This is a genomic window from Salinisphaera orenii subsp. orenii MK-B5, from assembly GCF_003788635.1.
Lineage (GTDB): Bacteria > Pseudomonadota > Gammaproteobacteria > Nevskiales > Salinisphaeraceae > Salinisphaera > Salinisphaera orenii.
Map to the genome: position 1 here is coordinate 164,257 of NZ_AYKH01000023.1, position 24,625 is coordinate 188,881.

Annotated in this window: 25 protein-coding genes; 19 read left to right on the plus strand and 6 right to left on the minus strand. The window is 65.5% G+C overall.

Annotated elements, in window-relative coordinates; translation table 11 throughout:
- Positions 1-17 precede the first annotated feature (17 nt).
- The 10 genes from SAOR_RS11325 to SAOR_RS11370 all read left to right on the plus strand — a co-directional run bounded on the left by SAOR_RS11325 (position 18) and on the right by SAOR_RS11370 (position 9,637).
- The gene (locus tag SAOR_RS11325; protein WP_123631512.1) at positions 18-434 is read left to right on the plus strand and encodes a ribulose bisphosphate carboxylase small subunit; all 417 of its coding nucleotides are present in this window, start codon (positions 18-20) and stop codon (positions 432-434) included.
- Between the two features lie 44 nt (positions 435-478).
- The gene (gene cbbX, locus SAOR_RS11330) at positions 479-1,423 is read left to right on the plus strand and encodes a CbbX protein (RefSeq protein WP_123631513.1); all 945 of its coding nucleotides are present in this window, start codon (positions 479-481) and stop codon (positions 1,421-1,423) included.
- Positions 1,420-2,097 carry a ribulose-phosphate 3-epimerase gene (gene rpe, locus SAOR_RS11335; RefSeq protein ID WP_123631514.1) on the plus strand — a complete coding sequence of 226 codons (678 nt, stop codon included), beginning with the start codon at positions 1,420-1,422 and terminating at the stop codon, positions 2,095-2,097. The genes cbbX and rpe overlap by 4 nt, the downstream gene beginning before the upstream one ends.
- A 211-nt stretch (positions 2,098-2,308) precedes the next feature.
- Positions 2,309-3,337 (plus strand): XdhC family protein, encoded by a 1,029-nt coding sequence (locus tag SAOR_RS11340; RefSeq protein ID WP_123631515.1) that lies wholly within the window; start codon positions 2,309-2,311, stop codon positions 3,335-3,337.
- A complete protein-coding gene (locus tag SAOR_RS11345; protein WP_185015654.1) occupies positions 3,334-3,957 on the plus strand; it encodes a nucleotidyltransferase family protein in 624 nt (207 codons plus the stop codon). The genes SAOR_RS11340 and SAOR_RS11345 overlap by 4 nt, the downstream gene beginning before the upstream one ends.
- 113 nt (positions 3,958-4,070) lie before the next feature.
- Positions 4,071-4,742, plus strand: a complete 672-nt coding sequence (locus tag SAOR_RS11350; RefSeq protein ID WP_123631517.1) for a (2Fe-2S)-binding protein — start codon at positions 4,071-4,073, stop codon at positions 4,740-4,742.
- A gap of 9 nt (positions 4,743-4,751) precedes the next feature.
- Entirely contained in the window at positions 4,752-5,732 is a 981-nt protein-coding gene (locus SAOR_RS11355; protein ID WP_123631518.1) for an FAD binding domain-containing protein, read from the plus strand.
- 16 nt (positions 5,733-5,748) lie between these two features.
- Entirely contained in the window at positions 5,749-7,965 is a 2,217-nt protein-coding gene (locus SAOR_RS11360) for a xanthine dehydrogenase family protein molybdopterin-binding subunit (protein ID WP_123631519.1), read from the plus strand.
- A 152-nt stretch (positions 7,966-8,117) separates the two neighbouring features.
- Positions 8,118-8,813 (plus strand): response regulator transcription factor, encoded by a 696-nt coding sequence (locus SAOR_RS11365; RefSeq protein WP_185015655.1) that lies wholly within the window; start codon positions 8,118-8,120, stop codon positions 8,811-8,813.
- A gap of 431 nt (positions 8,814-9,244) precedes the next feature.
- The gene (locus SAOR_RS11370) at positions 9,245-9,637 is read left to right on the plus strand and encodes a hypothetical protein (RefSeq protein WP_123631521.1); all 393 of its coding nucleotides are present in this window, start codon (positions 9,245-9,247) and stop codon (positions 9,635-9,637) included.
- Between the two features lie 89 nt (positions 9,638-9,726).
- On the opposite strand, the gene SAOR_RS11375 is transcribed toward SAOR_RS11370, so the two are convergent.
- A complete protein-coding gene (locus SAOR_RS11375; RefSeq protein ID WP_185015656.1) occupies positions 9,727-10,080 on the minus strand; it encodes a hypothetical protein in 354 nt (117 codons plus the stop codon).
- 46 nt (positions 10,081-10,126) lie between these two features.
- Here SAOR_RS11375 and SAOR_RS11380 point away from each other — a divergent pair, with 46 nt between their 5' ends.
- From SAOR_RS11380 to SAOR_RS11410, 7 genes are all read left to right on the plus strand, one after another.
- Positions 10,127-11,995, plus strand: a complete 1,869-nt coding sequence (locus SAOR_RS11380) for a methanol/ethanol family PQQ-dependent dehydrogenase (RefSeq protein WP_123631567.1) — start codon at positions 10,127-10,129, stop codon at positions 11,993-11,995.
- A 118-nt stretch (positions 11,996-12,113) separates the two neighbouring features.
- A complete protein-coding gene (locus SAOR_RS11385) occupies positions 12,114-12,737 on the plus strand; it encodes a c-type cytochrome (RefSeq protein ID WP_123631523.1) in 624 nt (207 codons plus the stop codon).
- Positions 12,738-12,787: 50 nt separating this feature from the next.
- Positions 12,788-13,687, plus strand: a complete 900-nt coding sequence (locus tag SAOR_RS11390; protein ID WP_185015657.1) for a quinoprotein relay system zinc metallohydrolase 2 — start codon at positions 12,788-12,790, stop codon at positions 13,685-13,687.
- Positions 13,688-13,722: 35 nt separating this feature from the next.
- Entirely contained in the window at positions 13,723-14,574 is an 852-nt protein-coding gene (locus SAOR_RS11395; protein ID WP_123631525.1) for a quinoprotein dehydrogenase-associated SoxYZ-like carrier, read from the plus strand.
- On the plus strand, positions 14,571-15,485 hold the full coding sequence (locus SAOR_RS11400) for a quinoprotein dehydrogenase-associated putative ABC transporter substrate-binding protein (protein ID WP_123631526.1): 915 nt from the start codon (positions 14,571-14,573) through the stop codon (positions 15,483-15,485). The genes SAOR_RS11395 and SAOR_RS11400 overlap by 4 nt, the downstream gene beginning before the upstream one ends.
- A complete protein-coding gene (locus SAOR_RS11405) occupies positions 15,478-16,218 on the plus strand; it encodes a hypothetical protein (RefSeq protein ID WP_123631527.1) in 741 nt (246 codons plus the stop codon). Before SAOR_RS11400 ends, SAOR_RS11405 begins: the two co-directional genes overlap by 8 nt.
- Before the next feature lie 55 nt (positions 16,219-16,273).
- Positions 16,274-16,870 (plus strand): DUF3280 domain-containing protein, encoded by a 597-nt coding sequence (locus SAOR_RS11410; protein ID WP_245965454.1) that lies wholly within the window; start codon positions 16,274-16,276, stop codon positions 16,868-16,870.
- Positions 16,871-17,061: 191 nt separating this feature from the next.
- Here the strand turns inward: SAOR_RS11410 and SAOR_RS11415 are convergent, their stop codons facing one another.
- Positions 17,062-17,541 carry a DUF302 domain-containing protein gene (locus SAOR_RS11415; protein ID WP_123631528.1) on the minus strand — a complete coding sequence of 160 codons (480 nt, stop codon included), beginning with the start codon at positions 17,539-17,541 and terminating at the stop codon, positions 17,062-17,064.
- Positions 17,542-17,735: 194 nt separating this feature from the next.
- On the opposite strand from SAOR_RS11415, the gene SAOR_RS11420 reads away from it, so the two are divergent.
- Positions 17,736-18,560 carry a bifunctional allantoicase/(S)-ureidoglycine aminohydrolase gene (locus SAOR_RS11420; RefSeq protein WP_123631529.1) on the plus strand — a complete coding sequence of 275 codons (825 nt, stop codon included), beginning with the start codon at positions 17,736-17,738 and terminating at the stop codon, positions 18,558-18,560.
- 25 nt (positions 18,561-18,585) lie between these two features.
- Here SAOR_RS11420 and SAOR_RS11425 read toward each other — a convergent pair whose 3' ends face one another.
- Complete coding sequence (locus tag SAOR_RS11425; RefSeq protein WP_123631530.1) at positions 18,586-18,780, minus strand: hypothetical protein; 195 nt, start codon at positions 18,778-18,780, stop codon at positions 18,586-18,588.
- A 126-nt stretch (positions 18,781-18,906) separates the two neighbouring features.
- Between SAOR_RS11425 and SAOR_RS11430 the strand changes: the two genes are divergently transcribed.
- A complete protein-coding gene (locus SAOR_RS11430; RefSeq protein WP_123631531.1) occupies positions 18,907-19,869 on the plus strand; it encodes a LysR family transcriptional regulator in 963 nt (320 codons plus the stop codon).
- A gap of 121 nt (positions 19,870-19,990) precedes the next feature.
- Here SAOR_RS11430 and SAOR_RS11435 read toward each other — a convergent pair whose 3' ends face one another.
- Genes SAOR_RS11435 through SAOR_RS16950 form a run of 3 tightly spaced genes read right to left on the minus strand, consistent with a single transcriptional unit; the run spans position 19,991 to position 24,593 of the window.
- The gene (locus tag SAOR_RS11435; protein WP_123631532.1) at positions 19,991-21,205 is read right to left on the minus strand and encodes a cytochrome c; all 1,215 of its coding nucleotides are present in this window, start codon (positions 21,203-21,205) and stop codon (positions 19,991-19,993) included.
- A gap of 2 nt (positions 21,206-21,207) precedes the next feature.
- A complete protein-coding gene (locus tag SAOR_RS16945) occupies positions 21,208-21,768 on the minus strand; it encodes a (2Fe-2S)-binding protein (RefSeq protein WP_184947673.1) in 561 nt (186 codons plus the stop codon).
- Complete coding sequence (locus SAOR_RS16950) at positions 21,765-24,593, minus strand: xanthine dehydrogenase family protein molybdopterin-binding subunit (RefSeq protein WP_123631534.1); 2,829 nt, start codon at positions 24,591-24,593, stop codon at positions 21,765-21,767. The genes SAOR_RS16945 and SAOR_RS16950 overlap by 4 nt, the downstream gene beginning before the upstream one ends.
- Between the last annotated feature and the right edge of the window lie 32 nt (positions 24,594-24,625).

A 24,625-nucleotide genomic window follows, 5' to 3' on the forward strand; every position in this document is an offset into this window, starting at 1 on the left:
GAATCAGGAGACACGCCATGCGTATTACCCAGGGCACCTTTTCCTTCCTGCCGGATCTCACCGACGAGCAGATCAAGAGGCAGGTCAAATACTGTCTCGACAACGGCTGGGCCGTGAGCCTCGAGTACACCGACGACCCGCATCCCCGCAACACCTACTGGGAGATGTACGGACAGCCAATGTTCGACCTGCGAGACCCCGCCGGGCTGATGATGGATCTGGAGGAGTGCCGCAAGACCTATCCGAAGCACTACATCCGGGTCACCGCGTTCGACAGCACGCACCAGTGGGAGACCCCGCGGCTGTCGTTCATCGTCAACCGTCCGCCCGAGGAGCCGGGCTTCCGTCTGAAGCGTCAGGAGCAGGAGGGCCGCAAGGTCCGCTACACCATCGACAGCTACGCCAGCGATCAGCCGGAGGGTCAGCGGTACTGAGTCGCCGCTGACGGGGTGGACCACGGATACAACAGGAGACGGTGATGAGTGTTGCCGACAAGCCGGACGAGACCCGGGCGGACGAGAAGACGCTGGATGCCGATGCGAAGGTGGATCTGGATGCGGTCTTCGAGGAGTCCCGCATTCAGGAGGTCTTCGATCAGCTCGACCACGATCTCGTCGGGCTCAAGCCGGTCAAGACCCGCATTCGCGAGATCGCCGCCCTGCTGCTGGTCGACCATGTCCGACGCCAGTTCGATCTGGCGTCGGACAGCCCCACCCTGCACATGTGCTTCACCGGCAACCCGGGGACCGGCAAGACCACCGTCGCCGAGCGCATGGCCGACATCCTGCACAAGCTGGACTACATCCGCGAGGGGCATCTGGTCTCGGTCACCCGCGACGATCTCGTGGGCCGGTACATCGGCCACACCGCGCCCAAGACCAAGGAGGTGATCAAGCGCGCGATGGGCGGCGTACTGTTCATCGACGAGGCCTACTATCTCTATCGGCCCGAGAACGAGCGCGATTACGGCCAGGAGTCCATCGAGATCCTGCTGCAGGTCATGGAGAACAACCGCGACGACCTCGTGGTGATCCTGGCCGGCTACAAGGACCGCATGGATCGCTTCTTCGAATCCAATCCGGGATTCCGCTCGCGCATCGCCCACCACATCGACTTCCCCGACTATCGGGCCGACGAGCTCGAGTCGATCGGCGAGCTGATGATGAACGAGGAGAACTACCACTTCAGCGACGACGCCCGGCAGGCGTTCTCCGAGTACATCGAGCGCCGCATGCGCCAGCCCCACTTCGCCAACGCCCGATCGATCCGCAACGCGCTGGATCGCATGCGCCTGCGTCAGGCCAAGCGCCTGTTCGAGGCCCGCGGCTCGATCACCAAGTCCGACCTGATCACCATCCAGGCCGACGACGTGCGCGCCAGCCGGGTGTTCGACGAACCGCTCGACGACGAGGCCGGGGCATGAGCGCCCGCGATCTCATCATCGCGCCGTCGATCCTCTCGGCGGACTTCGCCCACCTGGGCGACGAGGTCGACGCGGTGCTCGCCGCCGGCGCCGACTGGATCCACGTGGACGTCATGGACGGGCATTTCGTGCCCAACATCACGATCGGGCCGCTGATCGTCGAGGCGCTGCGCCGGCACGGCGACGCCACGCTGGACACGCATCTGATGATCGCACCGGCCGACCCATATCTGGAGGCCTTCGCCAAGGCCGGTGCGGACATCCTCTCGGTGCAGGCCGAAGCCGGACCGCATCTGCACCGTTCGCTGCAGAACGTGCGCAACCTCGGCGTTCGCGCGGGCGTCGTGCTCAACCCAGCGACGCCGGTCGAGGCGGTGGCCCACGTGATCGACGACGTCGACCTGATTCTCGTGATGTCCGTCAATCCGGGTTTCGGCGGCCAGACATTCATTGGCTCGGTACTGCCGAAGATCGAACGCCTGCGGGCCATGATCGGCGAGCGTGACATCCGGCTCGAGGTCGACGGCGGTGTGACCGCGGACAACGCCGGCGACATCGTGGCCGCCGGCGCCGACACGCTCGTCGCCGGCTCCGCGGTGTTCCGCGGCGGTCCCGCGGCCTACGCCGACAACATCCGCGCCATCCGGGCGGCCGGCGAGGCCGCCCTGGCCTGACCCGGCGTTCGACGCGGCTGTCGCGGGCGCGCGGCACTCGCCCGACCGCCGCCACGTGCCGAGCGAACCGGCGCGTCGACGCACGCTGCCAGAACGATCGGACGATCCTGCGTTTTCGGATCGTTGCCGCCGTCATCCCGACGTCGCGACCGCCGCTGCCGATGCCGACGTCTTGGCAGCATGCGATCGCGCGGGTAACGTCTCGCCCATCATGATTGAAACCGCCGCCCACACGATCGCCGCCACGGCGGATCGCGACGACGACCCGGCCGCTGCCGCCGCGGACTGGCCCGCATGGCCGACCTACGGCCTGGTCGAGGATCTCCTGCCGGTGCTAATGCGCTGGCGCAACGCCGGACGGCGCGCGGCGCTGGCCACGCTCGTGACGATCGAGGGCTCGTCGCCGCGGCCGCTGGGCAGCGAGATGGCCGTCAGCGATCACGGCGAGGTCGCCGGCTATGTCTCCGGCGGCTGTGTCGAAGGCGCCGTCGCCGCCCATGCGGCCGGCGTGCTCGCCGGCGGTCCGCCGGTGATGCTCGACTACGGCGCCGGCAGCCCGGTGCTCGACGTGCAGCTGACCTGCGGCGGCCGCATCGGCATATTCGTGCGCGCGCTGTCCGATCTCGACACGTATGTGGACACGCTGCATGCCGCGCGTCGGGCGCGTCGTGCGATCGAGGTCACCGTCGATCTGGACGACGGCCGCCATCTGTTCGACACCGCGCTGCCGCCGGGGCGGCACGGATTCCGCAGACAGCATCTGCCGCCGCCCCGGCTGGTCGTCGCCGGCGGCGACCCGGTCACGCTGGCGTTGTGCCAGCTTGCGCCCACCTTCGGCTTCGAGACGATCCTGCTGCGGCCCTACGGCCCGAGCTGCGCCCCGCCCGGCACGACGCTGACGCACTATGACACCCGACCGCTGGCGCGGGCACTGTCCGAGTTGCATCTGGATGCGCATACCGCCGTCTACACGCTGACCCACGATCTCGATGACGACGACCGCGTGCTCGCGCATGCTCTGGCCTCGCCGGCGTTCGCCATCGGTGCGCTCGGCAGCCGGCGCAAGACCCGTGAACGGGCCGCTCGTCTGCGCGATGCCGGGTTCGACGCCGCGGCCATCGATCGGCTCAACAGCCCGGCCGGACTGGACATCGACGCCCGGCAGCCCCGGGAGATCGCACTCTCGGTGCTCGCCGAACTCACCACGCACCGGCCGCACGCAGACGCCGGCACCTGTTGACCGCGGCGATCGTGCTGGCGGCCGGCCGCTCGCAGCGCTACGGCCGCGCCAACAAACTGCTGGAAGCGACGCCCGACGGGCCGTTGATCGGCCATGTCCTCGACGTCCTGGCCGCCGCCCCGGTACGTCCCATCGTGGTGGTGGTCGGCGCCGATGGTCGGCGTGTGGCCCGAATCGCGCGCCGGCACGTCGCGCATTCGGGGCGGCTGCGCGTCGTGTCGAACGCGGCCTACCGCGAGGGCATGGCGTCGTCGCTGCGGGCGGGTCTATCGGCACTGCCGCCGCACTGCGGTGGCGCCCTGGTCTGTCTCGCGGACACGCCCGGCCTGGATCGGCGGCTGATCCGGCGTCTGCTGGCCCACCGCCGCCCCGGCGTGGATGTCGCGCGCCCCCAGCATGGCGGCGTGCCGGGCCATCCGGTCTATCTGTCGCAGCGTCTGATTACCGATTTAACGGATCTCGCGGGCGATCGGGGGGCGCAGCCGATCATTCGACGGGTCCCCGCGCATCGCCGGCGGACATTCGAAGCCGGCATCGAGGCCGTACGGGATATCGACACGCCCGGGGCGCTGCGCCGATTCGTTTCGGCGTCACGGCGCGGTCACAAATCGTCACGATAGTCAAAGCCAAAACAAAGCGCGCCGGCGATCGTATAGGCTATTCATACAGCGCGGCGACAACGCGCGTTCCACCGAGTGACGCATCGGTCGCAGGCCGATCAACGGAGAAAACGATGGCAGACGATAACGACAGTCGCGGCCGGGGGGCCGATCGCCCCGAACGCGACGAGTTGACGCACTCCCCCTCCCGTCGGCGCTTCATGAAGAGCGTCGGAATGTCGAGTCTGGCCGCGGCGACCACCGGCGCCGGCCTGGGGAACGCCTGGGCCGACGAGGGCGCGTCCGAGACCGAGGCCGCCGACGCCCCGGCTGAAGGCACCACCCGCGTGTCGTTCAAGATCAACGGCCAGGCCAAGCAGATCGACGTCGCACCGAACGTGATCCTGCTGGACGCGATCCGGGACGAGCTGCAGCTGACCGGTACCAAGAAGGGCTGCGACCACGGCCAGTGCGGTGCCTGCAACGTGCAGGTCAACGGCACCGTCATCAATTCCTGCCTGAGCCTGGCGGTCATGCATGAGGGCGACGACATCACCACGGTCGAGGGCCTGTCCCGTAACGACGGCGAGTTGGGGCCGCTCCAGCAGGCCTTTCTCGAGCACGACGCCTATCAGTGCGGCTACTGCACCTCCGGTCAGATGATGACCGCCGACTATGTGCTCAAGAGCAAGCACATCGGCAGCGACGATGCCGCGGTGCGCGAAGCCATGAGCGGCAACATCTGCCGCTGCGGCGCCTATAAGAACATCCTGTCGGCGGTGCAGTCGGCCCGCGGCAAGGTCTAGGAGCAGGACATGCGAAATTTTGCCTACCAACGCGCGGGCAGTGTGGACGCGGCGGTGGCCGCCCATAGCGGTCAATCGTCGTCCTTCGTGGCCGGCGGTACCACCCTGCTCGATCTCGTCAAGCTCGACGTCATGCAGCCGGAACGGATCGTCGACGTGCGATCGTTACCGCTCTACGACGTCGAAAGACTCGACGACGGCCGGCTCAAGGTCGGCGCGATGGTGACCAACACCGATCTCGCCCATCACCCGATCGTGACCGAAAACTATCGCGTGCTCTCCGAAGCCCTGCTGGCGGGCGCATCCACGTCGCTGCGCAACAAGGCGACCACCGGCGGCAACGTCATGCAGCGGGTGCGCTGCCCGTACTTCCGCGACGGCGTCTCGGCCTGCAACAAGCGCGAACCGGGCTCGGGCTGTGCCGCGATCGGCGGCCTCAACCGCAGCGTGCACGCCGTGCTCGGCACCAGCGACCAGTGCATTGCCAGTCATCCCTCGGACATGTGCGTGGCCATGGCCGCGATCGGCGCGACCGTGCTCGTATCGGGTCCGAACGGCGAGCGCGAGATCGATTTCCTCGATTTCCATCTGCTGCCGGGCGATTCGCCGGACAAGGAGCATGCGCTCGAAGCCGACGAGCTGATCACGCACGTCGTACTGGACGCGCCGATGGAGGGCAATCGCTCGCACTATCTCAAGCTGCGCGACCGGGCGTCGTATCAGTTCGCCCTGGCCTCGAGCGGTGTGGTCATCGCAACAGAAGGCGGCACGATCCGCGACGCGCGCATTGCGCTCGGCGGCGTGGGCACCAAGCCCTGGCGCGCGACCGAGGCCGAGCAATCGCTGATCGGCAAACCTGCCAACGAAGCCAGCTTTCAACACGCCGCCGAGCTCGCCTTCAAAGAGGCGACCGCCTATGAACACAACGCGTTCAAGATCCCGCTCGGTCAGCAGGCGATCGTACGCAGCCTGACCACGGTCACGGCCTGAGCGAAGGAGTCAGTACATGAGTGACGACAAGCACGGCAAGATCATCGGCGCGTCGAGATCGCGTATCGACGGTCCGAAGAAGCTCCGCGGCGATGCGCCCTATGCGGCCGACCATCACCTGCCGAACATGGCCTATGCCTACGGCGTGTTCAGCACCGTGGCCAACGGCCGGATCACCGGTATCGATGTGTCCGAGGCGCGGACCCTGCCCGGTGTCATCGACATATTTCATCACGACCATTTTCCGAACCTGTATCGGACGCCCAGCACGTTCGCGCAGGAGAACAAGGTCGACGAGACCCGGCTGCCGTTCGAGGACGCCAAGGTGCACTACCCGGGCCAGTTCGTGGCGCTGGTCGTCGCCGACACCTTCTCGAACGCACGCGACGCCGCCTACCGGGTTCGGGTGGACTACGAGGAAGACGAGCCCGTCGCCACGCTCGCTCAGGCCATGGAAAGTGGCGAGCCGACACCGCACGCTGCCAGCGGCCACACCCGGGGTGATCCGGACAGCGCCTGGAACGATGCGCCGCACCGGATCGAGTCCACCTACATCACACCCATGGAAACCCACAATCCCATGGAAATGCACGCGAGCACCGCGTACTGGGACAAGGGCGATCTCGTGCTTTACGAGGCCTCGCAGGGCGTGGTTTTCGCCCGCAACGTGATGGCCAAGGTCTTCGGCATCCCGCCGGAGCGTGTCGATGTACGGTCACCGTTCATCGGTTCCGGCTTCGGCAGCAAGCTCTGGATCTGGCCGCACGCGGTCGCCGCCGCGGCCGCGGCCCGCGAGGTCGGGCGGCCGGTGCAGCTGGTCGTGCCGCGCGAGGAGATGTTCACCACGACCGGCCACCGGCCGCCCACACACCAGACACTGCGGCTGGCGACCGACGCCAACGGCAAGCTGCAGGCGCTGAGCCACGACGGCATCAACACGACCTCCATGGTCAACACGTACATCGAGAAGACCGGCAGCTGCACCAAGAGTCTCTACGCCTGCCCCAACCTGCGGGTGAGCCACGCCACGCTTCCGGCCAATCACGGCACACCGACCTCCATGCGCGCGCCCGGCGCGGCCCCCGGCCTGTTCGCACTGGAATCGGCGATGGACGAGATGGCCGAGTCGATCGACATGGATCCGCTGGAATTCCGGCGTGCGAACTACACCGAAACCGATGAGAGCCTCGATCTGCCGTTCTCGAGCATTCATCTCATGGAGGCCTTCGACCGCGGCGCCGAAAAATTCGGCTGGTCGAAGCGGACGCCGGAGCCCGGCTCGATGCGCGACGGCGACGAGATTATCGGCTGGGGCATGGCCGCCTGCAACTGGGAGGCCCTGAAGATGGATTGCGACGCCCGCGTATCGCTGCGGGCCGACGGCACTGCCTTCGCCTCCTGTGCGACCCAGGACATCGGCACCGGCACGTATACCATCGTGGCGCAGGCGGTCAGCGACATCACCGGCCTGCCGCTCGAGCGCATCGAGGTCGAACTGGGCGACTCGAGCTATCCGTCCGGCCCGGTCTCCGGCGGCTCCTGGGCCACCGCGACGACCCTGCCGGCGATCGCACAGGCCGCACGCAACGCCATCGATGCCCTCAAGACCTACGCCACGGGTGACGGCGGCGCGTTCTCCGGCAGCGAGGCCGATACGCTGACCTTCGCAGACGGCACCCTTTCCGACGGCAACGGCAAATCGGTGGACTATGCCGAGGTGCTCAACCAGCTCAAGCTCGCCAACGCCGACGGTGAGGCGCACACCCCGGCCGCCACCAACGACGAGTATTCCTTCCGGTCGTTCGGTGCACACTTCGTCGAGATTCGCTGGGATCCGGGCATCTCCAACCTGCGGGTCTCGCGCGTGGTCAGCGCCATCGACGTGGGCCAGGTCATCAACCAGACGACCGCGGCCAACCAGGTGGAAGGCGCGATCGCGATGGGCATCGGCATGGCACTGTTCGAGAACACCGAGTACGACTCGCGCAGCGGGCGGCCGGTGAACAACAACTACGCCGAGTATCTCGTGCCGGTACACGCGGACCAGCCGGAAGAAGTCGACGTGATCCTGCTGGATCATCCGGACTATGCCTTCAACGAGTTTGGTGCCCGTGGCATCGGCGAGATTGGCATCACGGGCCTGGCCGCCGCGGTGGCCAACGCCGTGTACCACGCTACCGGCAAGCGGATCCGGGAGCTGCCGATCACGCTCGATAAACTGATGGTGACCTGACACCACGGCACCGCACGCGCTCTTCGGGCGGCCTTCGGGCCGCCTTTTTTTGGCCCCGGATACAGGACCATGGCGAGACGTTAAACCTGTCGGGATTTGCGTTGTCCGACAACCTGATGCCCGAATCGGGGTCTGTCGAAAGCGTTCGTACAATGCATGTCCTGATCATCGAAGACAACGATGCGCTCGCCGTCCGGATCGGCACCTATCTGGAGGAGGCCGGCGACGAGCCCGACTTCGCCTACGACGGCCGGCTTGGCCTGAGGCTCTGCGAGATCAACCAGTACGACGCCATCGTGCTGGATGCACGACTGTCACGGGCGCGATGCATCGATTTCTATCGAGACCTGCACGCCCGTCTCGATAACCCGGTACCGATTCTCCAGCTGGGCCGCGGCCGCACGGACGAGCATCCGACATCGCACGACGGTCTCCCAGCCGGTGCGGACGAATGCCTCGATGCCTCCTTCTCTCTGCACGAACTCCGCCGCTCGCTCCAGACACTGGTGCGTCGGCGGAGGGCAAGGTCACGCGAGGTCGTGGCCGGACCGCTTCGCATGGATGTCGACCAACGAATGGTTCACTGCGAGAGTCGATCGGTCGAGCTCTCGCCCATCGGCTTTCGTATCCTAGAGATGCTCGCCCGGGCCTTTCCCGGGATGGTCACACGCGACGAGATCGAGCACCGCGTCTGGCAGGGCGACCCACCCCGCTCGGACGCCGCCCTGCGCGGGCATATTCATCGTCTGCGCCAGATACTCGAGTCGACCACCAGCGGACCGACGATCCGCACGGTACCAGGCGCAGGCTATAAGCTTTCGATCGAAATGGAGAACGAAAGAAAATAGAAAATAAATTCTAATTATCAATTATTTGCGAAATAATATTTATGTGTTTTATATCTTTTGATTCGAGATTATGCCGCCTGAGAGCGCGAGCAGTTCGCCCCGCGGGGGGAGGAACTGGCTGCTTGAATATTGACGGCGCGAGCCGGGCTGTGGCGATCCCCGTAGCGCGGGCCGACGATGCACGACCCAGTGCGCAGTTCATGTGAAATCCACGCCAAACGCGATAATGAACTGATTTTCATTGACTAGACTTTAGTCGTAATACGCGAGCAGGCGAATCCCGCGGCATCGCTGGCGCGTAGTATCCACAAACGACAAGATGCTGCGGGTCGCAGCACTCGCCCTCTTTGCACGCGCATGCTGGCGCGAGCATTCTTGCCGGCGACATCACGACCTGCAGATCGGTTGAACAAGTACCGGAGGAGAATCCGATGAGAATAAGCAAGGCCGCCCTTCTGGGCGCGTTGATCGTGCCCGCGGTGGGCGTGACCGCCGAGTTGCCGGAACACAATTATCCGACACAGGCGCGCGTGGAATACGTCTTCGGCTGCATGCAGCAGCTTGGTGGCGAAAACTACGACACGCTGTACAAATGCTCCTGCAGCATCGATTACATCGCGGACAAGCTGAGCTACGACGACTACGTCACGCTGGACACCTACACACGCGGCGCCCAGGCGGGTGGCGAGCGGCCTGAAGTCCTTCGCGAAGGCGATCTGGCACGGGGCAGCCGAGCGGAATTCGACAAGATCAAAAGCGAAGCGGCGGACCGCTGTCTCATCGACACCACGCAGGCAGACGATGGGTCTGGAGACGCCGAATGAGCGCCGGCAGATTTGATTGTATGCCGCAGCGCGATCATCGCCAGAGCGTTCGTTCTGCAGGCATTTTTTTGCTGCAGCGCAACGCGCATTTAGCCTCGCAAAACCGGTGCGGCACCGCAGCGAAAAGATTCGGCCGAACACGCGGCCTGCCTGACCGTACCGTTGTGGGCGTCGATCGCGAGCCGCAGAAACACCGCGATCGGGAAGATTTCCCGGTTGTTGGAGCGGATTCGAAGCAGCATTCTCGGCATGTGTCTCATGACCAACGCCGTCGTTCCCAATTGACGGTAAATAGGACGCGTGCTATCGAAGAGCGTGAGGGGTTGACCGGACATCGCGTTCGATAACCCAAAGGGATGGCCGCCACGGTCATCGACAACGATGGGCATCCGCCCTTCGAACATGAGACGGAGGAGAAACGTCGTGAAATTTAATCCAGTCAAGGGGGCACTCCGCGCGACGACTACGGCATTCGCCGTGTCTGCGCTGATGGCTTCCTCAACAGTCCTCGCCCAGGACAACGGCGACAAGGAGAGCTCCGACAAGAGCGACTCCGGCAGCACGAACCTGGTCGAGATGCAGAAGGATGCGTCGAACTGGCTTATGTGGAGTGGTCAGTACAACGGCCAACGCTACAGCGAACTCGACCAGATCACCGCCGAGAACGCCGGCGAGCTTGCGCCCGCGTGGACCTTCTCCACGGGTGTGCTCCGCGGCCATGAAGGCGGCCCGCTGGTCAAGGGCGACACGCTCTACATCCACACGCCGTTCCCGAACAAGGTCTTCGCGATCGATCTCGATTCGCACGCGATCAAGTGGAAATACGAGCCGACGCAGAACCCGCAGGTCATCCCCGTGATGTGCTGCGACACGGTCAACCGCGGCCTAGCCTACGGTGACGGCAAGATTTTCCTGCAGCAGGCCGACACTACGCTGGTCGCGCTCAACGCGGAAGATGGCAAGGTCGTCTGGAAGAGCAAGAACGGCGACCCGAGCAAGGGCGAGACCGCCACGAACGCCCCGCTGGTGATCAAGGACAAGGTCCTGACCGGCATTTCGGGCGGCGAGTTCGGCGTTCGGGGCCACTTGACGGCCTACAACATCGAAGACGGCAAGCTGGCCTGGCGTGCCTACAGCACCGGCCCCGACGATTCGATGCTGATCGACCCGGAAAACACGATCAACGGCATCACGCAGGAGCCGGTCGGTGAGGACACCAGTCTCAAGAGCTGGGAAGGTGACCAGTGGAAGATCGGTGGCGGCACCACCTGGGGCTGGATGACCTACGATCCGGAACTCGATCTCGTGTACTACGGCACCGGTAACCCCGGCACCTGGAACCCGACCCAGCGTCCGGGCGACAACAAGTACTCGATGACGATCTTCGCCCGCGATCCGGACACCGGTGAGGCCAAGTGGCTCTACCAGATGACGCCCCATGACGAATGGGATTATGACGGCGTCAACGAGAAGATCCTGGTCGACCAGAAGATCGATGGCGAGATGCGCAAGCTGGTCGTTCACTTCGATCGCAACGGCTTCGCCTACACGCAGGATCGCACCAACGGCGAGCTGCTCGTTGCCGAGAAGTACGACCCGGCGGTCAACTGGGCCAGCAAGGTCGACATGAAGACGGGTCGCCCGCAGGTCGTGGACAAATACTCCACGTCGGGCAAGGTCGGTACGAACGTCGAGAACATCTGCCCGGCGGCGCTGGGTTCCAAGGACCAGCAGCCGGCGTCCTACTCGCCGAAGACCGGTCTGTTCTACGTGCCGACGAACCACGTCTGCATGGACTACGAGCCGACCAAGGTCGACTACACCGCCGGCCAGCCCTACGTGGGTGCCACGGTCGCCATGTATCCGGGTCCGAACGACATTACGAACCCGGTCAAGGAGCCGATGGAAAACCGCATGGGCACGTTCATCGCCTATGACGCCACCACCGGCAAGATCAAGTGGTCCGTGCCGGAGCGTTTCTCGGTCTGGAGTGGCGCCCTGGCCACGGCGGGCGACGTCGTGTTCTACGGCACGCTGGAGGGCTACCTGAAGGCGGTTGACGCCGAGACTGGTGAGGAGCTCTACAGCTTCAAGACGCCGTCGGGCATCATCGGCAACGTCAATACCTGGAAGTACAAGGGCAAGCAGTACATCGGCGTGCTCTCGGGTATCGGCGGCTGGGCCGGCATCGGCATGGCCGCAGGCCTGACCGACCCGAACGCGGGTCTGGGTGCCGTGGGCGGTTACAAGGACCTCAAGAACTACACCCAGCTGGGTGGCGTGATGACGGTCTTCGCCCTGCCCGATTCCGTGGTCGAGAAGACGGAGTCCGGCAGCGACGAGGTCGCGTCCAATTAAGACGCATCGTCGTATGACGTAAGTGTCGTACCAGCCCGTACTCGCCGTACCATCTGGTCGGCGGGTACGGGCTTTTTATTGGCTGCTAAAGGCGGCCCGTGCAAAAGAGGAGAAGAGAATGATCAAGAATGGCCCGGCGATAGCGGCGATCGCTCTTGCAATGGCGCTGCCGTTCGCAACGACCACTGTTTTTGCCCAGGATGACGAGCCGATCGTCAACGATTACAGCAACATGGGCGCGGAATACAACCCGTCAGACGATTCGGGCGGCGATGCCTCGAGCGATGACACGAGCGCGTCAACGGACGCCGACGCGAAAAGCGCTTCGACTGACGAGTCGTCCGCCGACGAGGCATCCGGATCCGGAAAGGACGACGGCCAGCTCTATGTCGTCGAATGCACCGACGGCAGGGACTGCAAGGTCGGCGACGATGTGATGACGGGCTACGAGAAGTTCGGCAGCCACTGCTCGCAGTGCCATGGCCAGAACGCCGAGGGCAGCACCTTCGCGCCCAGTCTCGTTCAGCGCCTCAAGGACATGAACCAGGGTCGATTCACCGCGGCGGTCGCCGGCGGCGTGACCCGAATGGATTCGACGACAGGCCAGTACAGCGTCATGCCCGCCTGGTCGGAGAACGACGACGTCATGAGTCATCTGCAGCAGATCTGGGCGTTCCTGCGTGCACGCTCCGACGGTGAGCTCCCGGCCGGGCGCCCCGAGCCGCTGAAAGGCAACGGTTAGAGTTCGCGATGCCGGTCTGGCGACTGGCGCTCGGGGTAACGACGGGCACTATGCTGGCGCTGTCCGTGGCGGTCGCCGGTGACAGCGCCGAAACCGCCCTCGCCGTGAGTGAGCTCGCGCCCGGCATCTATGTACACGAGGGCGCGCAGGCCGACGCCGATCGACACAATCGGGGCGACATTGCCAACATCGGCTTCATCGTCGGGTCGCGGTGTGTCGCAGTGATCGATACCGGCGGCACCCCGACAATCGGCCGTCGACTCAGAACGGCAATCGAGCGCGAGACGAATCGCCCGGTGTGCTACGTGATCAATACGCACATGCATCCTGATCACGTGCTCGGTAATCGTGCGTTCGTCGAAGGCGAAACGCAGTTTATTGCGGCTGAGGGGTACTGGCGGGCTCTATCCACGCGCGCCTCGTCCTATCTCGATTCGGCAGCCGATCACATCGGCGTCGACGCGGACGAGCGCTGGATCGTCGAACCCGATCGGATGATCGCGGACCAGGCAACGATCCGGCTCGGTGACCGATCGCTCACCCTTACGGCGCATCAGCGTGCTCACACCGACAACGACCTGACCGTGTTCGACCCGAAGAGCGGGACACTCTGGCTCGGCGATCTCCTCTTCGTCGATCGTGTGCCGTCTATCGACGGCAGTCTCAGCGGCTGGCTCGATGTGCTTGCAGCGCTCGAGGATCGCGAGGACGTGAATACGGTGATACCCGGCCATGGCCCGCCCGGTCACGATCTGATGCGGATGCTCGGGCCGGAGAAGCGCTACCTGACTCATCTGCGCCGGGATGTTCGAAAAGCGATCGACGACGGCTACGGGATCGATTACGCGGTCGCTCACGCAGCCCGTGAAGAACGCGACGACTGGCGGCTGTTCGACCAGTACCACCCGCGCAACGTGACCGCCGCCTATACCGAACTGGAGTGGCAGTGATGAACTCTCGAGATCGGCACGGAAGGAATCGGCTGATGCTGACGATCGGCATCATGGCCACCTGTCTCGCAGCCGCCCTGACGCTGCATGCCGGCCCGAGCACGGCGCAATCCAATATTCGTTCGACCGACCGCGCGGAGGTCGCCTGGAAAGCGCTCCGCGACGAGCATTTCGGCGATCGTCCAATCGTGGACGGCAGCGACGTGATCGCGCTCGATGCGCCGGATCAGGCCGAGGATGCTGCGGTGGTGCCCATCACCATCACCGACAAGCGGGCCGATACGGACCGGCCATCCATCGAACGGCTCTGGCTGGTGATCGATAACAACCCCGTGCCCATGTCGGCGGAATTTCGTTTCGGGCCCGCCGCGGCGTCCGCGACGATCGGCACGCGCGTTCGGGTCAATACCTACACCTATGTGCGCGTGCTCGCGGATACCGGAGAGGACTCGCTCTACATGGTCAAGCACTACGTGCGGGCCGCCGGCGGCTGCTCCGCACCGATCGGCTCCGACCCCACGGAGGCGCTCAAGCACATGGGTGAGATGCGGCTTCGGCGGGTCCGCCGGAACGCCGGCGATGCCGCCCGCTCGCAGCTGCTGATCCGCCATCCGAACATCACGGGGCTGCAGATGGATCAGCTCACACGCCATGTCTGGCCCGCCCATTTCGTCGATGCCATCACCATCCGGAAAGGCGACGCGCTGGTGCTTGACGCATCGATGACGTTCTCGCTCAGCGAAAACCCCGCGCTGGAATTCGATGCCCGACGCGGCGCATCCGGTCCCATTAGTGTCCGGGTGCACGACAACAAGGACAATACGTTCGACAAGACGTGGCAGCCGCAGACCGCGCAGGCCGCGCACGAGGAGGAAACCGACACATGACACGCCCCAAGACAGACATCTCGCGAAGGCTACGCGCCGTACTGGCCACCAGCGTGGGGGTGGCCGGCCTCCTGGTCGCCACCCACGCTTTCGCGCAGAAAGATGACGCCCAGAATCCGGCCAGCGAGACGCTGCGGGTCTGTGCGGATCCCAGCAACATGCCGTTCTCGAACGAAGAACGCGAAGGCTTCGAGAACAAGATCGCCGCCCTATTCGGCGAAAAGCTCGATGTGCCGGTCGAATATGCCTGGGCCGCCGAGCAGATGGGCTTCGGCCGCAATACGCTCAAGCGCTGGATCTCCGAGGAGAATCGTTACGCCTGTGATCTGGTCATCAGCATCGGCAGCGGTTTCGACGTGGGTAAGGCCACGCGGCCCTACTACCGTTCCACCTACGTCATGGCCTTCCGCGAGGATCACGGTCTCGATTCCGTCGAGGCGCCGGACGATCTTCTCGACCTGCCCGAGGACCAGCTCGAGTCGCTGCGCATCGGCGCGTTCACCGGCTCGCCGGCCGCCAACTGGCTTATCGAGAACGGCTTTATCGACCAGATCGTGAGTTACCGGGCACAGTCCGGCGGCTACGATTCCGATCCCGGCGACATGATCACCGACGATCTCGTCGGAGACGATATCGACATCGCCGTGATCTGGGGGCCGATTGCCGGCTACTACGCCAAACAGGTGGATGCCGATATCACCGTGGTGCCCTTCACCCGGGCGGACGGCAGCCAGTTCGATTTCCCCGTATCCATGGGCGTGCGCTACGGCAACGATGCCTGGCTCGAAAAGGTCCAGAGCCTGATCGACGACAACCGGGAAGAAATAATTGCGATCCTCGAGGACTACGGCGTGCCGCTGGTCCCGCTCCGCGAGGAGGATCGCCAACCCATGGAGGACGACGATGATTGAACGCCTGATGCGTGGCAACGGCCGCCTGCTGTGTCTGTGTATCGCCGCCGCCGTGCTGGCGGCGGGCGCACCGCTGGCCGCAGCGGATACGAACAAGGACGAGTTCTCCAAGGCCAACCAACTGCTGTTCATGACGGACCACTTCGTCGGTCTGCAGACGCCGGCGCGACTCGAGTACACGTTCGAGCGCACCGGCAGTCCGGAAAACGACTTCACTGATGAGGTCGAATTGAAGGTCGCTGAAGGCGACGAGCATGGCAAGAAGGTCGAAACCAGCTTTCTGACGGGCGACCGCCATCGCTATACGCCGAACGTCGACGCCGCAACCGGCAACCCCGTCATCATGATGTTCCTCCAGAACGACGTCTCGTCCATCGCCGAACGCAGCGGCGGGAGCTGGCGCTACCTGCAGCGTCGGGTCAAGACGGCGCTGGAGAACAGCGCCAAGGTGACCGAGGAACAGGCCGAGTACAACGGCCGGAAGATCGACGTGGAGCGTATACGCCTCAAGCCCTTCGCCGGCGAGGAGGAGCATCGCGGCCAACTCGACGACCAGGTCCAGAAGCGTTACGTGTTCACGCTCTCCGATGCGGTGCCCGGCGGCGTGCTCGAGATGCGCAGCGAGATGCCCTCGCCCGCCGAGAATGGCGAGCCGCTGGTGGAACGGCTCACGCTCGCTTCCGTGTCGCATGGCGGGAACGGGGGGCAGAAAGATGGCGACAGCGCTCAGTGATCGCCTCCGTCGGCGCGTCGCCGGCTGTCGTCGCACAGTCGGCGCGGCGGCCGTCGTGCTTGTGATCGCACTGATGGCCACCCCGTTCGCCTCGGCGGCGTCCGGCGATGAGGGCACGGATCAGCAGCCCGAGCGGCTGCTGATTCTGCCTTTCGACATGGTCGACAGCAGTCTCCAGGGCGAAATGAATCACGGCCCGCTCGAGGCCGACGTCGCACGCCTGCGACGCACCGCGGACATTCTGCGTCGCTCGCTCGGCGACCGCGACGAGTTCGAGCTCGTCGACCCGGATTCCGTCTCCGAGAAGATCGAGGAGGCTGCTAGCTCCTATCGATATCTGTACGAGTGCAACGGCTGTCAGATCGATCTGGGCAAGGCGGCGGACGCGGATCTCGTGATGACCGGCTGGGTACAGAAGGTCAGCAACCTCATTCTCAACATCAACGCCACGCTCTACGACGTTGACACGGGTCAGTCCGTCGGCGGCGGCTCGGTCGACATGCGCAGCAATACCAACAAGTCCTGGCGGGCCGCCGGCCTGTATCTCGTCGAGCACGCCATGCTCGAGAACTATCACTCACGACAGCGGGCCCGGGCCGCCGCCGAGACGACGGCGACATCGCAAACCGGCGAGCAGTCCGAGGTGCCCTGAACGTGCGTCGGTCGGCCCGATCGTCGACAGCCCGCATGACGTTATCGCCGTCATCGTGAACCGCGCGGGCTGAAGCCGTTTCGAAACCGGGCCGAAAGCGGATCGGCACGTGCGGGCCGCATCGCCCGGATCCCCGCTGCATGATGCCGGTAGATCCGATAGGACAGCGCGTGCCGCGCCCGGTCATGACACTACTTCGAGGGCACCAGCGGTACAACGGCGAAATCGACGATACGCCGGATTGCAGCATTGATCGTTGTCGCCAGTTCGTTGAATGGCGCGCATTCGGTTGCCGTCGGCAGCAGCAGGCTCGCGGCATGAACCCGACCGTCCTGTTCGAAGGCGACCACGCGACACGGCATGTAAAGCATGTACGACGGATCGATCTCGATCACTCGACGCGCGTATTCAAGATTGCAGAACTGCACGATCACGGCATCCGGAAAATCGGCATGGCCGCGCCGGCGAACGGCGTCCCCGATATCGTTACGCCCCACGATCGCGAAATTCTCGTCGCCAATGGCCTGTTCGAGATCCAGCACGACGTCGGCGAACTGCTTGTCGGCCGGCGCGACGCGATCGTAGTGCTCGCGTTGCGCCTGGGCGGTCGCCGCGCTCGCGCCGAGAACGAGGAAGACGAGCAGCGCCAGGCGCGTGAAGTAAAGAGCCATCGTCGCGGTCTCGCAGGCGGTTTGATTACTGTAGCCACTCTATCGATCGCGGCGCTCTTCGGCCACAAGCCCGGCGCCACCACCAGGCAAACGACGGACCGCCACCGAGGATCATATTCGCAAGTCAAGTTTCGGCACATTCGACGCCCATATTGGATACAATCAAGGCGCAGATCTCTCTGGCCTTGTCGATCATGAGTACATCCCGCTACTACGCCGCACCCGGTGGGCTGCCGCCGCAGACGAACAAGCTCACGGACCGAGCCGTGTTCACCCCCGCCTACGCCGTCATTCCCGGCGGGGTGCTCACCGACATCGTCACGAGCGCGCTGCCCTTCTGGCGCGACACCCGCCTCTGGGTGCTCTCACGGCCGATGTCCGGCTTCTCCGAGACGTTCTCGCAGTACCTCATGGAGGTCGCCCCCGGCGGCGGCAGCGACCACCCGGAGGCCGACCCGACGGCGGAAGCCGTGCTGTTCGTCGTCGACGGGACGCTCACGCTCGAACTGGCGGACGGCACGCATACGATGGCGCCAGGCGGCTACGCCTTCATCCCGCCGGGCACCCCGTGGCGGGCGTCCAACCGTGGTGATGCGGCGGTGCGCTTCCACTGGATACGAAAAGCCTACGAGGCCGTTCCGGGCATCGATACGCCGCCGGCGTTCGTGACCAACGAGAACGATATCGAACCCATCGAGATGCCGGACTGCGGCGGCGTCTGGGCCACCACGCGCTTCGTTGACCCCCAGGATCTGCGCCACGACATGCACGTGAACATCGTCACGCTCCGGCCCGGCGGCGTCATTCCCTTCGCCGAAACGCACGTCATGGAGCACGGCCTCTACGTACTGGAGGGCAAGGCCGTCTACCACCTCAATCAGGACTGGGTGGAAGTCGAGGCCGGCGACTATCTCTGGCTACGCGCCTTCTGCCCCCAGGCCTGCTACGCCGGCGGCCCCGGGCCGTTTCGCTATCTCCTGTACAAGGATGTGAACCGACACATGACGCTCCACCGCTGAGCCGCATCCGCGGATGCGTCGTGTCCTACGGAATATAACGCGCGAACGGGCCGTACCGGCCGACAAAGCGTGCGAGCTCGGTATCGGCGCGCGACGCGGTCCGGGACGGCTCGCGGGTCGCGCCCGCGGGATCGAATATCGTCGGCACACCGCGGACCGGCGGTGTGCGCTCCGGTCGAGTCGTGTCCCGTGCCGGGTCGAAGGCGTCATTGAACAACATGCGCTGTCTCCTCTTGAATCGTGAACGACGTATCTGACGCCGTTACGATAGGACGAAATGCGGGCGCCATCATCGGGCTGGCGGGAAATGCGCTTTTGCGCGCACGGCACAAGCGGAGAGAATCGGTTGGATAAGCTGATCGCGATGACCGTGTTCGCGCGCGTGGTCGAGGCGCGTGGTTTTTCGGCCGGTGCCCGGGCGCTTGAAATGTCGCCGTCGGCCGTGAGCAAGCAGATCGCGCGACTGGAGGAATCGCTGGGCGTACAGCTGTTCTATCGCTCGACGCGTCGGGTCACGCTCACCGAAGCCGGCCGCGCCTATCACGAGCGCTGCATACGGATACTCGACGAGATCGCCGACGCCGAAGCGGCCACCACCGCGCTCAACGCCGAGCCGCGCGGCACGTTGCGGATTGCCGCCACGGTGTCGTTCGGACGCGTGGAGATCCTGCCGCGCATCGACGCCTTCATGCGCCGTCATCCGGAACTGTCGATCGAATGCGAGCTGACGGACCGCCACGTCGACCTGGTCGAGGACGGCATCGATGTCGCCGTCCAGTGGCGGGAACAGGTGGACGATCCCGATATCGTCGCGCGCAAGCTGTGCGTAAACCGACGCATCATCTGTGCGGCACCGCGTTACATCCGGCATCACGGCATGCCGCAGCGGCCGGAGGATCTGCGCGCGCACAACTGCCTCACGCTGTCCGCGCTCGACGAGTTCAACGACTGGGCGTTCGAGGACGCCGACCAGGGGCACCGCGTGCTGCGCGTGCACGGCAATTTCCGAGCGAATACGGTGGACGGGCTCTATGGCGCGGCGCTGGCCGGCCTGGGCGTGGCGCGGCTGTCGACCTGGCTGGTCGCACCGGACATCGAAGCCGGACGACTGGTGCCCGTGCTACCGGACTATCGCCACGACTATTCCGCCTTTTATATTCTCTATCCGCACCGGCGGCATCTGTCGACCAAGGTGCGTGCCTTCGTGGACTTCCTGGTCGATGTGTTCACCCCGGTGCCGCCGTGGGAAGCCACCGGTGGCAGCGACGACCCCGCTCGGGCCGAGAGCGGCCAAGGGGCGGACGACTAGACACCCTGGAGCGGGGACGCTCGGCCGTCCCGCCCCGGTTCCGCTATCGCGCGCCGGGTGGCCCGCGCCGGCGGGCGCCGCAGTGTTCTGTGATCCCGGGCACGGTCGTCACCGTGTCGCTTCAGTCGCTGCTCGCGCCGATGATGTCCTCCACCGCGGCCGTATCGACCGTGTCGTCGTGCCCGCCCCATCGCTGCCGCAGCCAGGTGGCCAGCGCGGCGATCTGATCGGCATCCATGTCGTCCGCGAAGCCCGGCATGGCCTGTACGCGTTCAAAGGTGCCGAAGGAACGCGCCTCGATGCCCTCGTGGATGACCTTGACCAGATTGCGTGGGCTGTCCAGTCGCAGCGTGGTGTTGCCGGGCATGGCGCTGGCCACCTGGGCCACGCCGCGCCCGTCGCTGCCGTGGCAGCCGGCACAGTTGTCGAGATAGAGCTGCGCGCCCTGCCCGTCCATGGTCGACGACTTGGCGGCCAGCGGCGTCGGCTCCGGCGGGTCGTCGCCCAGCAGCGCGCGGGTCATGGCGCTCAGGTCGTCCTCGCGGAGGTAGCGGGTGCTGTGGTGGAACACCGGATACATCTCGCTGTACATGCTGCCCTGCGGGCTGCGGCCATCGCGCAGAAAACGCGTCAGATCGGACGCCGTCCAGCCGCGGCCGGCCAACGCATCCGGGGTGAGCGCGGGCGCTTCGTAGCCGCCGATCACCGCGCCCTCGAGTCGGTGGTCGGATTCGACCGCGCCGAAGGCGTTGCGCGGCGTATGGCAGGCGCCGCAGTGGCCGAGGGTGTCGACGAGATATCGCCCGCGATCGGCGGTCGAATCGTCCGAGTCATCCGAGTCATCCGAATCGTCCGGGGCGAACAGCCAGTTCCAGGCATTGAGCGTCCAGCGCATGGAGAACGGCCAGGCAAGATCCGTCTGCGTGGACTGCTGATGCACCGGGTCGAGACTCATGAAATAGGCGTAGAGCGCGTCCGAGTCGGCGCGGCTGATGCCGTGGTAATCGGTGTACGGCATGGCCGGATAGAGCTGGGTGCCGTCCGGGAGCTCGCCCTCGGTGAGCGCGCGATGGAAATCGTCGGCGGAATAATCGCCGATGCCATAGTCGTCGTCCGGCGTGATGTTGGTGCCGTAGACCGTGCCGAAGGGCGTCTCGATCGGATGCCCGCCCGCATACGGCGTGCCGCCCTCGCTCGTGTGGCAGGCCGCGCAGTCGGCGGCCCGGGCGAGATAGCGTCCGCGCTCGACGCGGTCCGTGTCGGCACCGGGGTCGGCGGCTCGCGCGACGCCCGTGGCGGCGACCAGCAACCCGGCCATAAGCAGTACGCGTCGCATGATCAGCCCTCCTTGATGGTACCGGGGGTGGCGAGCACGGCGTCGCGCACGGCGCGGTAGTAGCGCACATAGCCGGTACAGCGGCACAGGTGATCCTCGAGCGCGTCGCTGATCGTGTCTTCGAGCGCCTCGCGCGCGACGGGTTCGCGCTGCAGCCGTTCCACGAGCACGGTCGCGGCGTTGACGAAACCCGGAGCGCAATAGCTGCACTGAAACGAGAAATGCTCGAGAAACTGCTGCTGGACTTCCGACAGCGAAGCGATTTCGCCGTCCTCATCGCGCTCGGCGTGGCCCTCGACCGTGCGGATGGACTTGCCTTCGAAGAAATGCGCGCCCGTGATGCAGGTGCGCCGTTCCTCGCTGGTGCCGTCCTCATGATCGACGATCACCGTGCAGGCGCGGCACAGGCCGATACCGCAGCCATAGCGTGTCCCCGTGAGGTTGCGATACTCGTGCAGGTAATCGAGCATCATCAGTTCGTTGGGCACGTCCTCCACGGGTTGGCGGCGGCCGTTGATGGTGACGTGCAGCGGTGTGCTGGGAATACGATCGCGTTCGCTCACAGAACCTCCCGGATACGCTCGGGCGTGATCGGCAGCCGATGAAAATGATGATTGATGGCGTGCGCCACGGCGTTGCCGATGGCGCCGGCGACGGGGATCATCACCACCTCCGCGATGCCCTTCGGCGGGTCGGTACGCGACAGCGCCGGCAGAATCTCGGCCGTCTGCTTCCAGACCGCGACTTCGCTGGCGCGCGGGATGTGGTAGCGGTTGATGTTCCAGGTGCCGTTGCCCGGCCCGTCCTCGTAGAGCGGCATGTCCTCGTACAGCGCGTGGCCGATACCCATGGCCAGCCCGCCTTCGAGCTGGCCGTGGACCAGTTCCTCCACGATCGGATTGCCGCATTCGAGAAACGAGTGGTGGTCGAGCAGGCTCACTTCGCCGGTGCCGGTATGAACCGCCAGTTCGACCAGCGTTCCGCAGGCGCTGTAATAGGTCACCCCGGCGTTGTTGCGCTGGGTCGACGGATAGTCGACGTTGCGCCGCTCGAGCCGATGAAAGCCGCGCGCGGTGTCCATCGCAGCTTTCTTGTCGGGTCCGGCGCCACGGCCGTACTGCACCGCCAGTCCGTCGAGCGGCAGATTGTCGCTCGTGCCGTCGATATCGAAATCCGCTCGCGACCAGGCCCAGCGGTTGAAGGCGTGCGCCATCACGCCGGTCACGCGGCCGGCGGCGTGGGCGCGCTCGGCCAGAAACGTCAGTGACAACGGTTCCATGCCGTTGGCCGTCAGCTTGCCGTTCTCCCAGCGCGCGTCGGCCTCGCGCAGGACATAGGGTCGGGCCTGGCCGCCGCCGATGCCGCGGCGCCAGTACGCCTCGGCTTCCGGCCAGAGCGCGTGGCGGAATATCACCCGCGCGGCTTCAATGGTCGGAAACGACAGATAATAGGCGGAGTTGCTCGCGCTCGACGCCTGGATCAGCTGCGGCGTCCAGCGCGGGTCCCCGGCCGCCTCGTCCTGCTCGGACTGACTGATCGTGTACGGACTGGCGGTCTCGAACATCGCGAGATCGGACCAGTCGGTCTGGGCCGTCTGCACCACGTCGGCCGCGCGACCCAGCCAGGCCGAAACCACGGCCGCCTGACTGGTGGAATAGCCGGTGCCCATCTCGGCGCCGGTGTTGCGGATCTCGATCCGGCCGTCGGGCCGCAGCCGCACCTCCGAGAACACGCCCTCGGCGCCGTGTCCGAAGTCCTTCTGAACGCAGGCGAAGCCCACGCCGTAGCGATGCTGCGGGTGGGCGGCCTCGTATTCGCGCTTGCGCGCGTTGCGCTCGCGCCAGATCGGGTGCTTTTCGGCGCGCTCGAGAATCTCGTCGCCGCGCAGGTGACCGGCGGGAATCGCCCCCTGGGTGTTCTTCATGCCCGACTTGAAGACGTTCGCGCGCCGCAGCGCCATCGGATCCTTGCCGATGGCGGCCGCGATCTCGTCGACCATGAGTTCGGTCGCCGCCATGGTCTGGATGGTGCCGTAGCCGCGCATGGAGCCGGCCTCGGGCATGCGCGAATACGCCGCCTTGGCGATGAGATCGCTGCTCGGCATGTAGTAGATGCCCTGCGCGGCCGTGGTGCCGACGAACGCCACCGAGTTGGAGAAATTCGCCCGGCCGCCGCCGTTGGCGGTCAATTCCTGCTTGAAGACCCGGAACCGGCCGCTGTCACGCTCGACTGCCAGCCGATTGCGGATCGTGAACGGATGCCGCTTCATCGTGGACTGGAACTGTTCGAAACGATCGTTGGCCAGCCGCACCGGCCGGCCGTCGCCGTAGAGCGCGGCGATCAGGCCGTAGTAGGGAAAGATCGTGTTGTCCTTCGAGCCGTAACCGACCGTGTAGGTCGGGTGCAGGAAAAAGCGCGGCGACTCGAAGCCGGAATCCGACAGCATCGGCGTCATGCGCTTGACCATGTCCGCCGGGGACTGGCTGCCGCAGACCAGATGCACGTCGTGCGTGTCCGGGTCGTGCCAGGCGTTGGTGTTGTCCGCCTCCATGGCGAAATGGTCGATGTAGGGCGTTTGATACTCACCGTCGAAGACGAAGACGTCCTCGTCCGGCGAATCGAGCTGATCGGCCAGCTGCTGCGCGTGATGCATGGCGCGCTCGCCGTCCTTGCCGTTCTCCAGCGCCTCGGGCCATACCGGGTGACGCTTGCGAAAGTCCGGGTAGAGCACCGTCTCCTGCAGGGCCGAGAACACGTCGGGCGCATAGGCGTCCTCGCCGCCCACGCGGATATAGCGGAAGGCGCCGTAGGGCGGCTTTTCCGGGTAGCCGGTAGCCTCGCCGTAGACGACCGCCTCATCGGCGGAGCGAATGCGGTTCTTGGCCAGGCGGTAGCGCACGAAATCGTGGTAGATCAGCATCGCGACCGGATAGCCCAGATAGTCGGCCGTCTCGCCTTCAGAAAGGAAGAACGGCGCGTCGTAGAAGGCCGGCACCTCGATGCCGTCGCGCGCCATGTCCTGCGCCGTGACCACGCGGTCCGGTTCGAGGCCGGCGTCTTCGAGGGCGGACAGGTCGATGCCCGTGAAGCGGGCGTCGCAGCGCGTCGCGCGCAGAATGAAGGCGTGGGACTGCTGATCGGGCCAGTGCGGCATGTCCCGGGCGCGGATGTCGCGGGCGAATACCTTGGAGCCGGTCACCTTGGCGATGCCGTCCAGGCGGAACCGCATGCCCTCGCCCGCGCGCCAGACGTTGTCGGTCGGCGCCAGCACCTTGTCCTCGAACAGCGAGGCGAACGCCGGGCTGCCGAGATTGGCCACGTAGACACTCACCCCGGCGATCACCGATCGCTTGAGGAACTGTCTGCGGGAAGCGTCGAAGGTCGTCATCGGTTCGGCCCTCCGATGGCCGTTGCGGGCTG

Bases quoted from the DNA above. Each gene is read 5' to 3' on its own strand.
- SAOR_RS11355 (WP_123631518.1), top strand. From the start codon at position 4,752: ATGCGAAATTTTGCCTACCAACGCGCGGGCAGTGTGGACGCGGCGGTG.
- SAOR_RS11325 (WP_123631512.1), top strand. From the start codon at position 18: ATGCGTATTACCCAGGGCACCTTTTCCTTCCTGCCGGATCTCACCGAC.
- SAOR_RS11360 (WP_123631519.1), top strand. From the start codon at position 5,749: ATGAGTGACGACAAGCACGGCAAGATCATCGGCGCGTCGAGATCGCGT.
- SAOR_RS11370 (WP_123631521.1), top strand. From the start codon at position 9,245: ATGAGAATAAGCAAGGCCGCCCTTCTGGGCGCGTTGATCGTGCCCGCG.
- SAOR_RS11395 (WP_123631525.1), top strand. From the start codon at position 13,723: ATGCTGACGATCGGCATCATGGCCACCTGTCTCGCAGCCGCCCTGACG.
- SAOR_RS11340 (WP_123631515.1), top strand. From the start codon at position 2,309: ATGATTGAAACCGCCGCCCACACGATCGCCGCCACGGCGGATCGCGAC.
- rpe (WP_123631514.1), top strand. From the start codon at position 1,420: ATGAGCGCCCGCGATCTCATCATCGCGCCGTCGATCCTCTCGGCGGAC.
- SAOR_RS11425 (WP_123631530.1), bottom strand. From the start codon at position 18,780: ATGTTGTTCAATGACGCCTTCGACCCGGCACGGGACACGACTCGACCG.
- SAOR_RS11385 (WP_123631523.1), top strand. From the start codon at position 12,114: ATGATCAAGAATGGCCCGGCGATAGCGGCGATCGCTCTTGCAATGGCG.
- SAOR_RS11400 (WP_123631526.1), top strand. From the start codon at position 14,571: ATGACACGCCCCAAGACAGACATCTCGCGAAGGCTACGCGCCGTACTG.
- SAOR_RS11435 (WP_123631532.1), bottom strand. From the start codon at position 21,205: ATGCGACGCGTACTGCTTATGGCCGGGTTGCTGGTCGCCGCCACGGGC.
- SAOR_RS11420 (WP_123631529.1), top strand. From the start codon at position 17,736: ATGAGTACATCCCGCTACTACGCCGCACCCGGTGGGCTGCCGCCGCAG.
- SAOR_RS11350 (WP_123631517.1), top strand. From the start codon at position 4,071: ATGGCAGACGATAACGACAGTCGCGGCCGGGGGGCCGATCGCCCCGAA.
- SAOR_RS11405 (WP_123631527.1), top strand. From the start codon at position 15,478: ATGATTGAACGCCTGATGCGTGGCAACGGCCGCCTGCTGTGTCTGTGT.
- SAOR_RS11365 (WP_185015655.1), top strand. From the start codon at position 8,118: ATGCATGTCCTGATCATCGAAGACAACGATGCGCTCGCCGTCCGGATC.
- SAOR_RS11380 (WP_123631567.1), top strand. From the start codon at position 10,127: ATGGCTTCCTCAACAGTCCTCGCCCAGGACAACGGCGACAAGGAGAGC.
- cbbX (WP_123631513.1), top strand. From the start codon at position 479: ATGAGTGTTGCCGACAAGCCGGACGAGACCCGGGCGGACGAGAAGACG.
- SAOR_RS11390 (WP_185015657.1), top strand. From the start codon at position 12,788: ATGCTGGCGCTGTCCGTGGCGGTCGCCGGTGACAGCGCCGAAACCGCC.
- SAOR_RS16950 (WP_123631534.1), bottom strand. From the start codon at position 24,593: ATGACGACCTTCGACGCTTCCCGCAGACAGTTCCTCAAGCGATCGGTG.
- SAOR_RS11415 (WP_123631528.1), bottom strand. From the start codon at position 17,541: ATGGCTCTTTACTTCACGCGCCTGGCGCTGCTCGTCTTCCTCGTTCTC.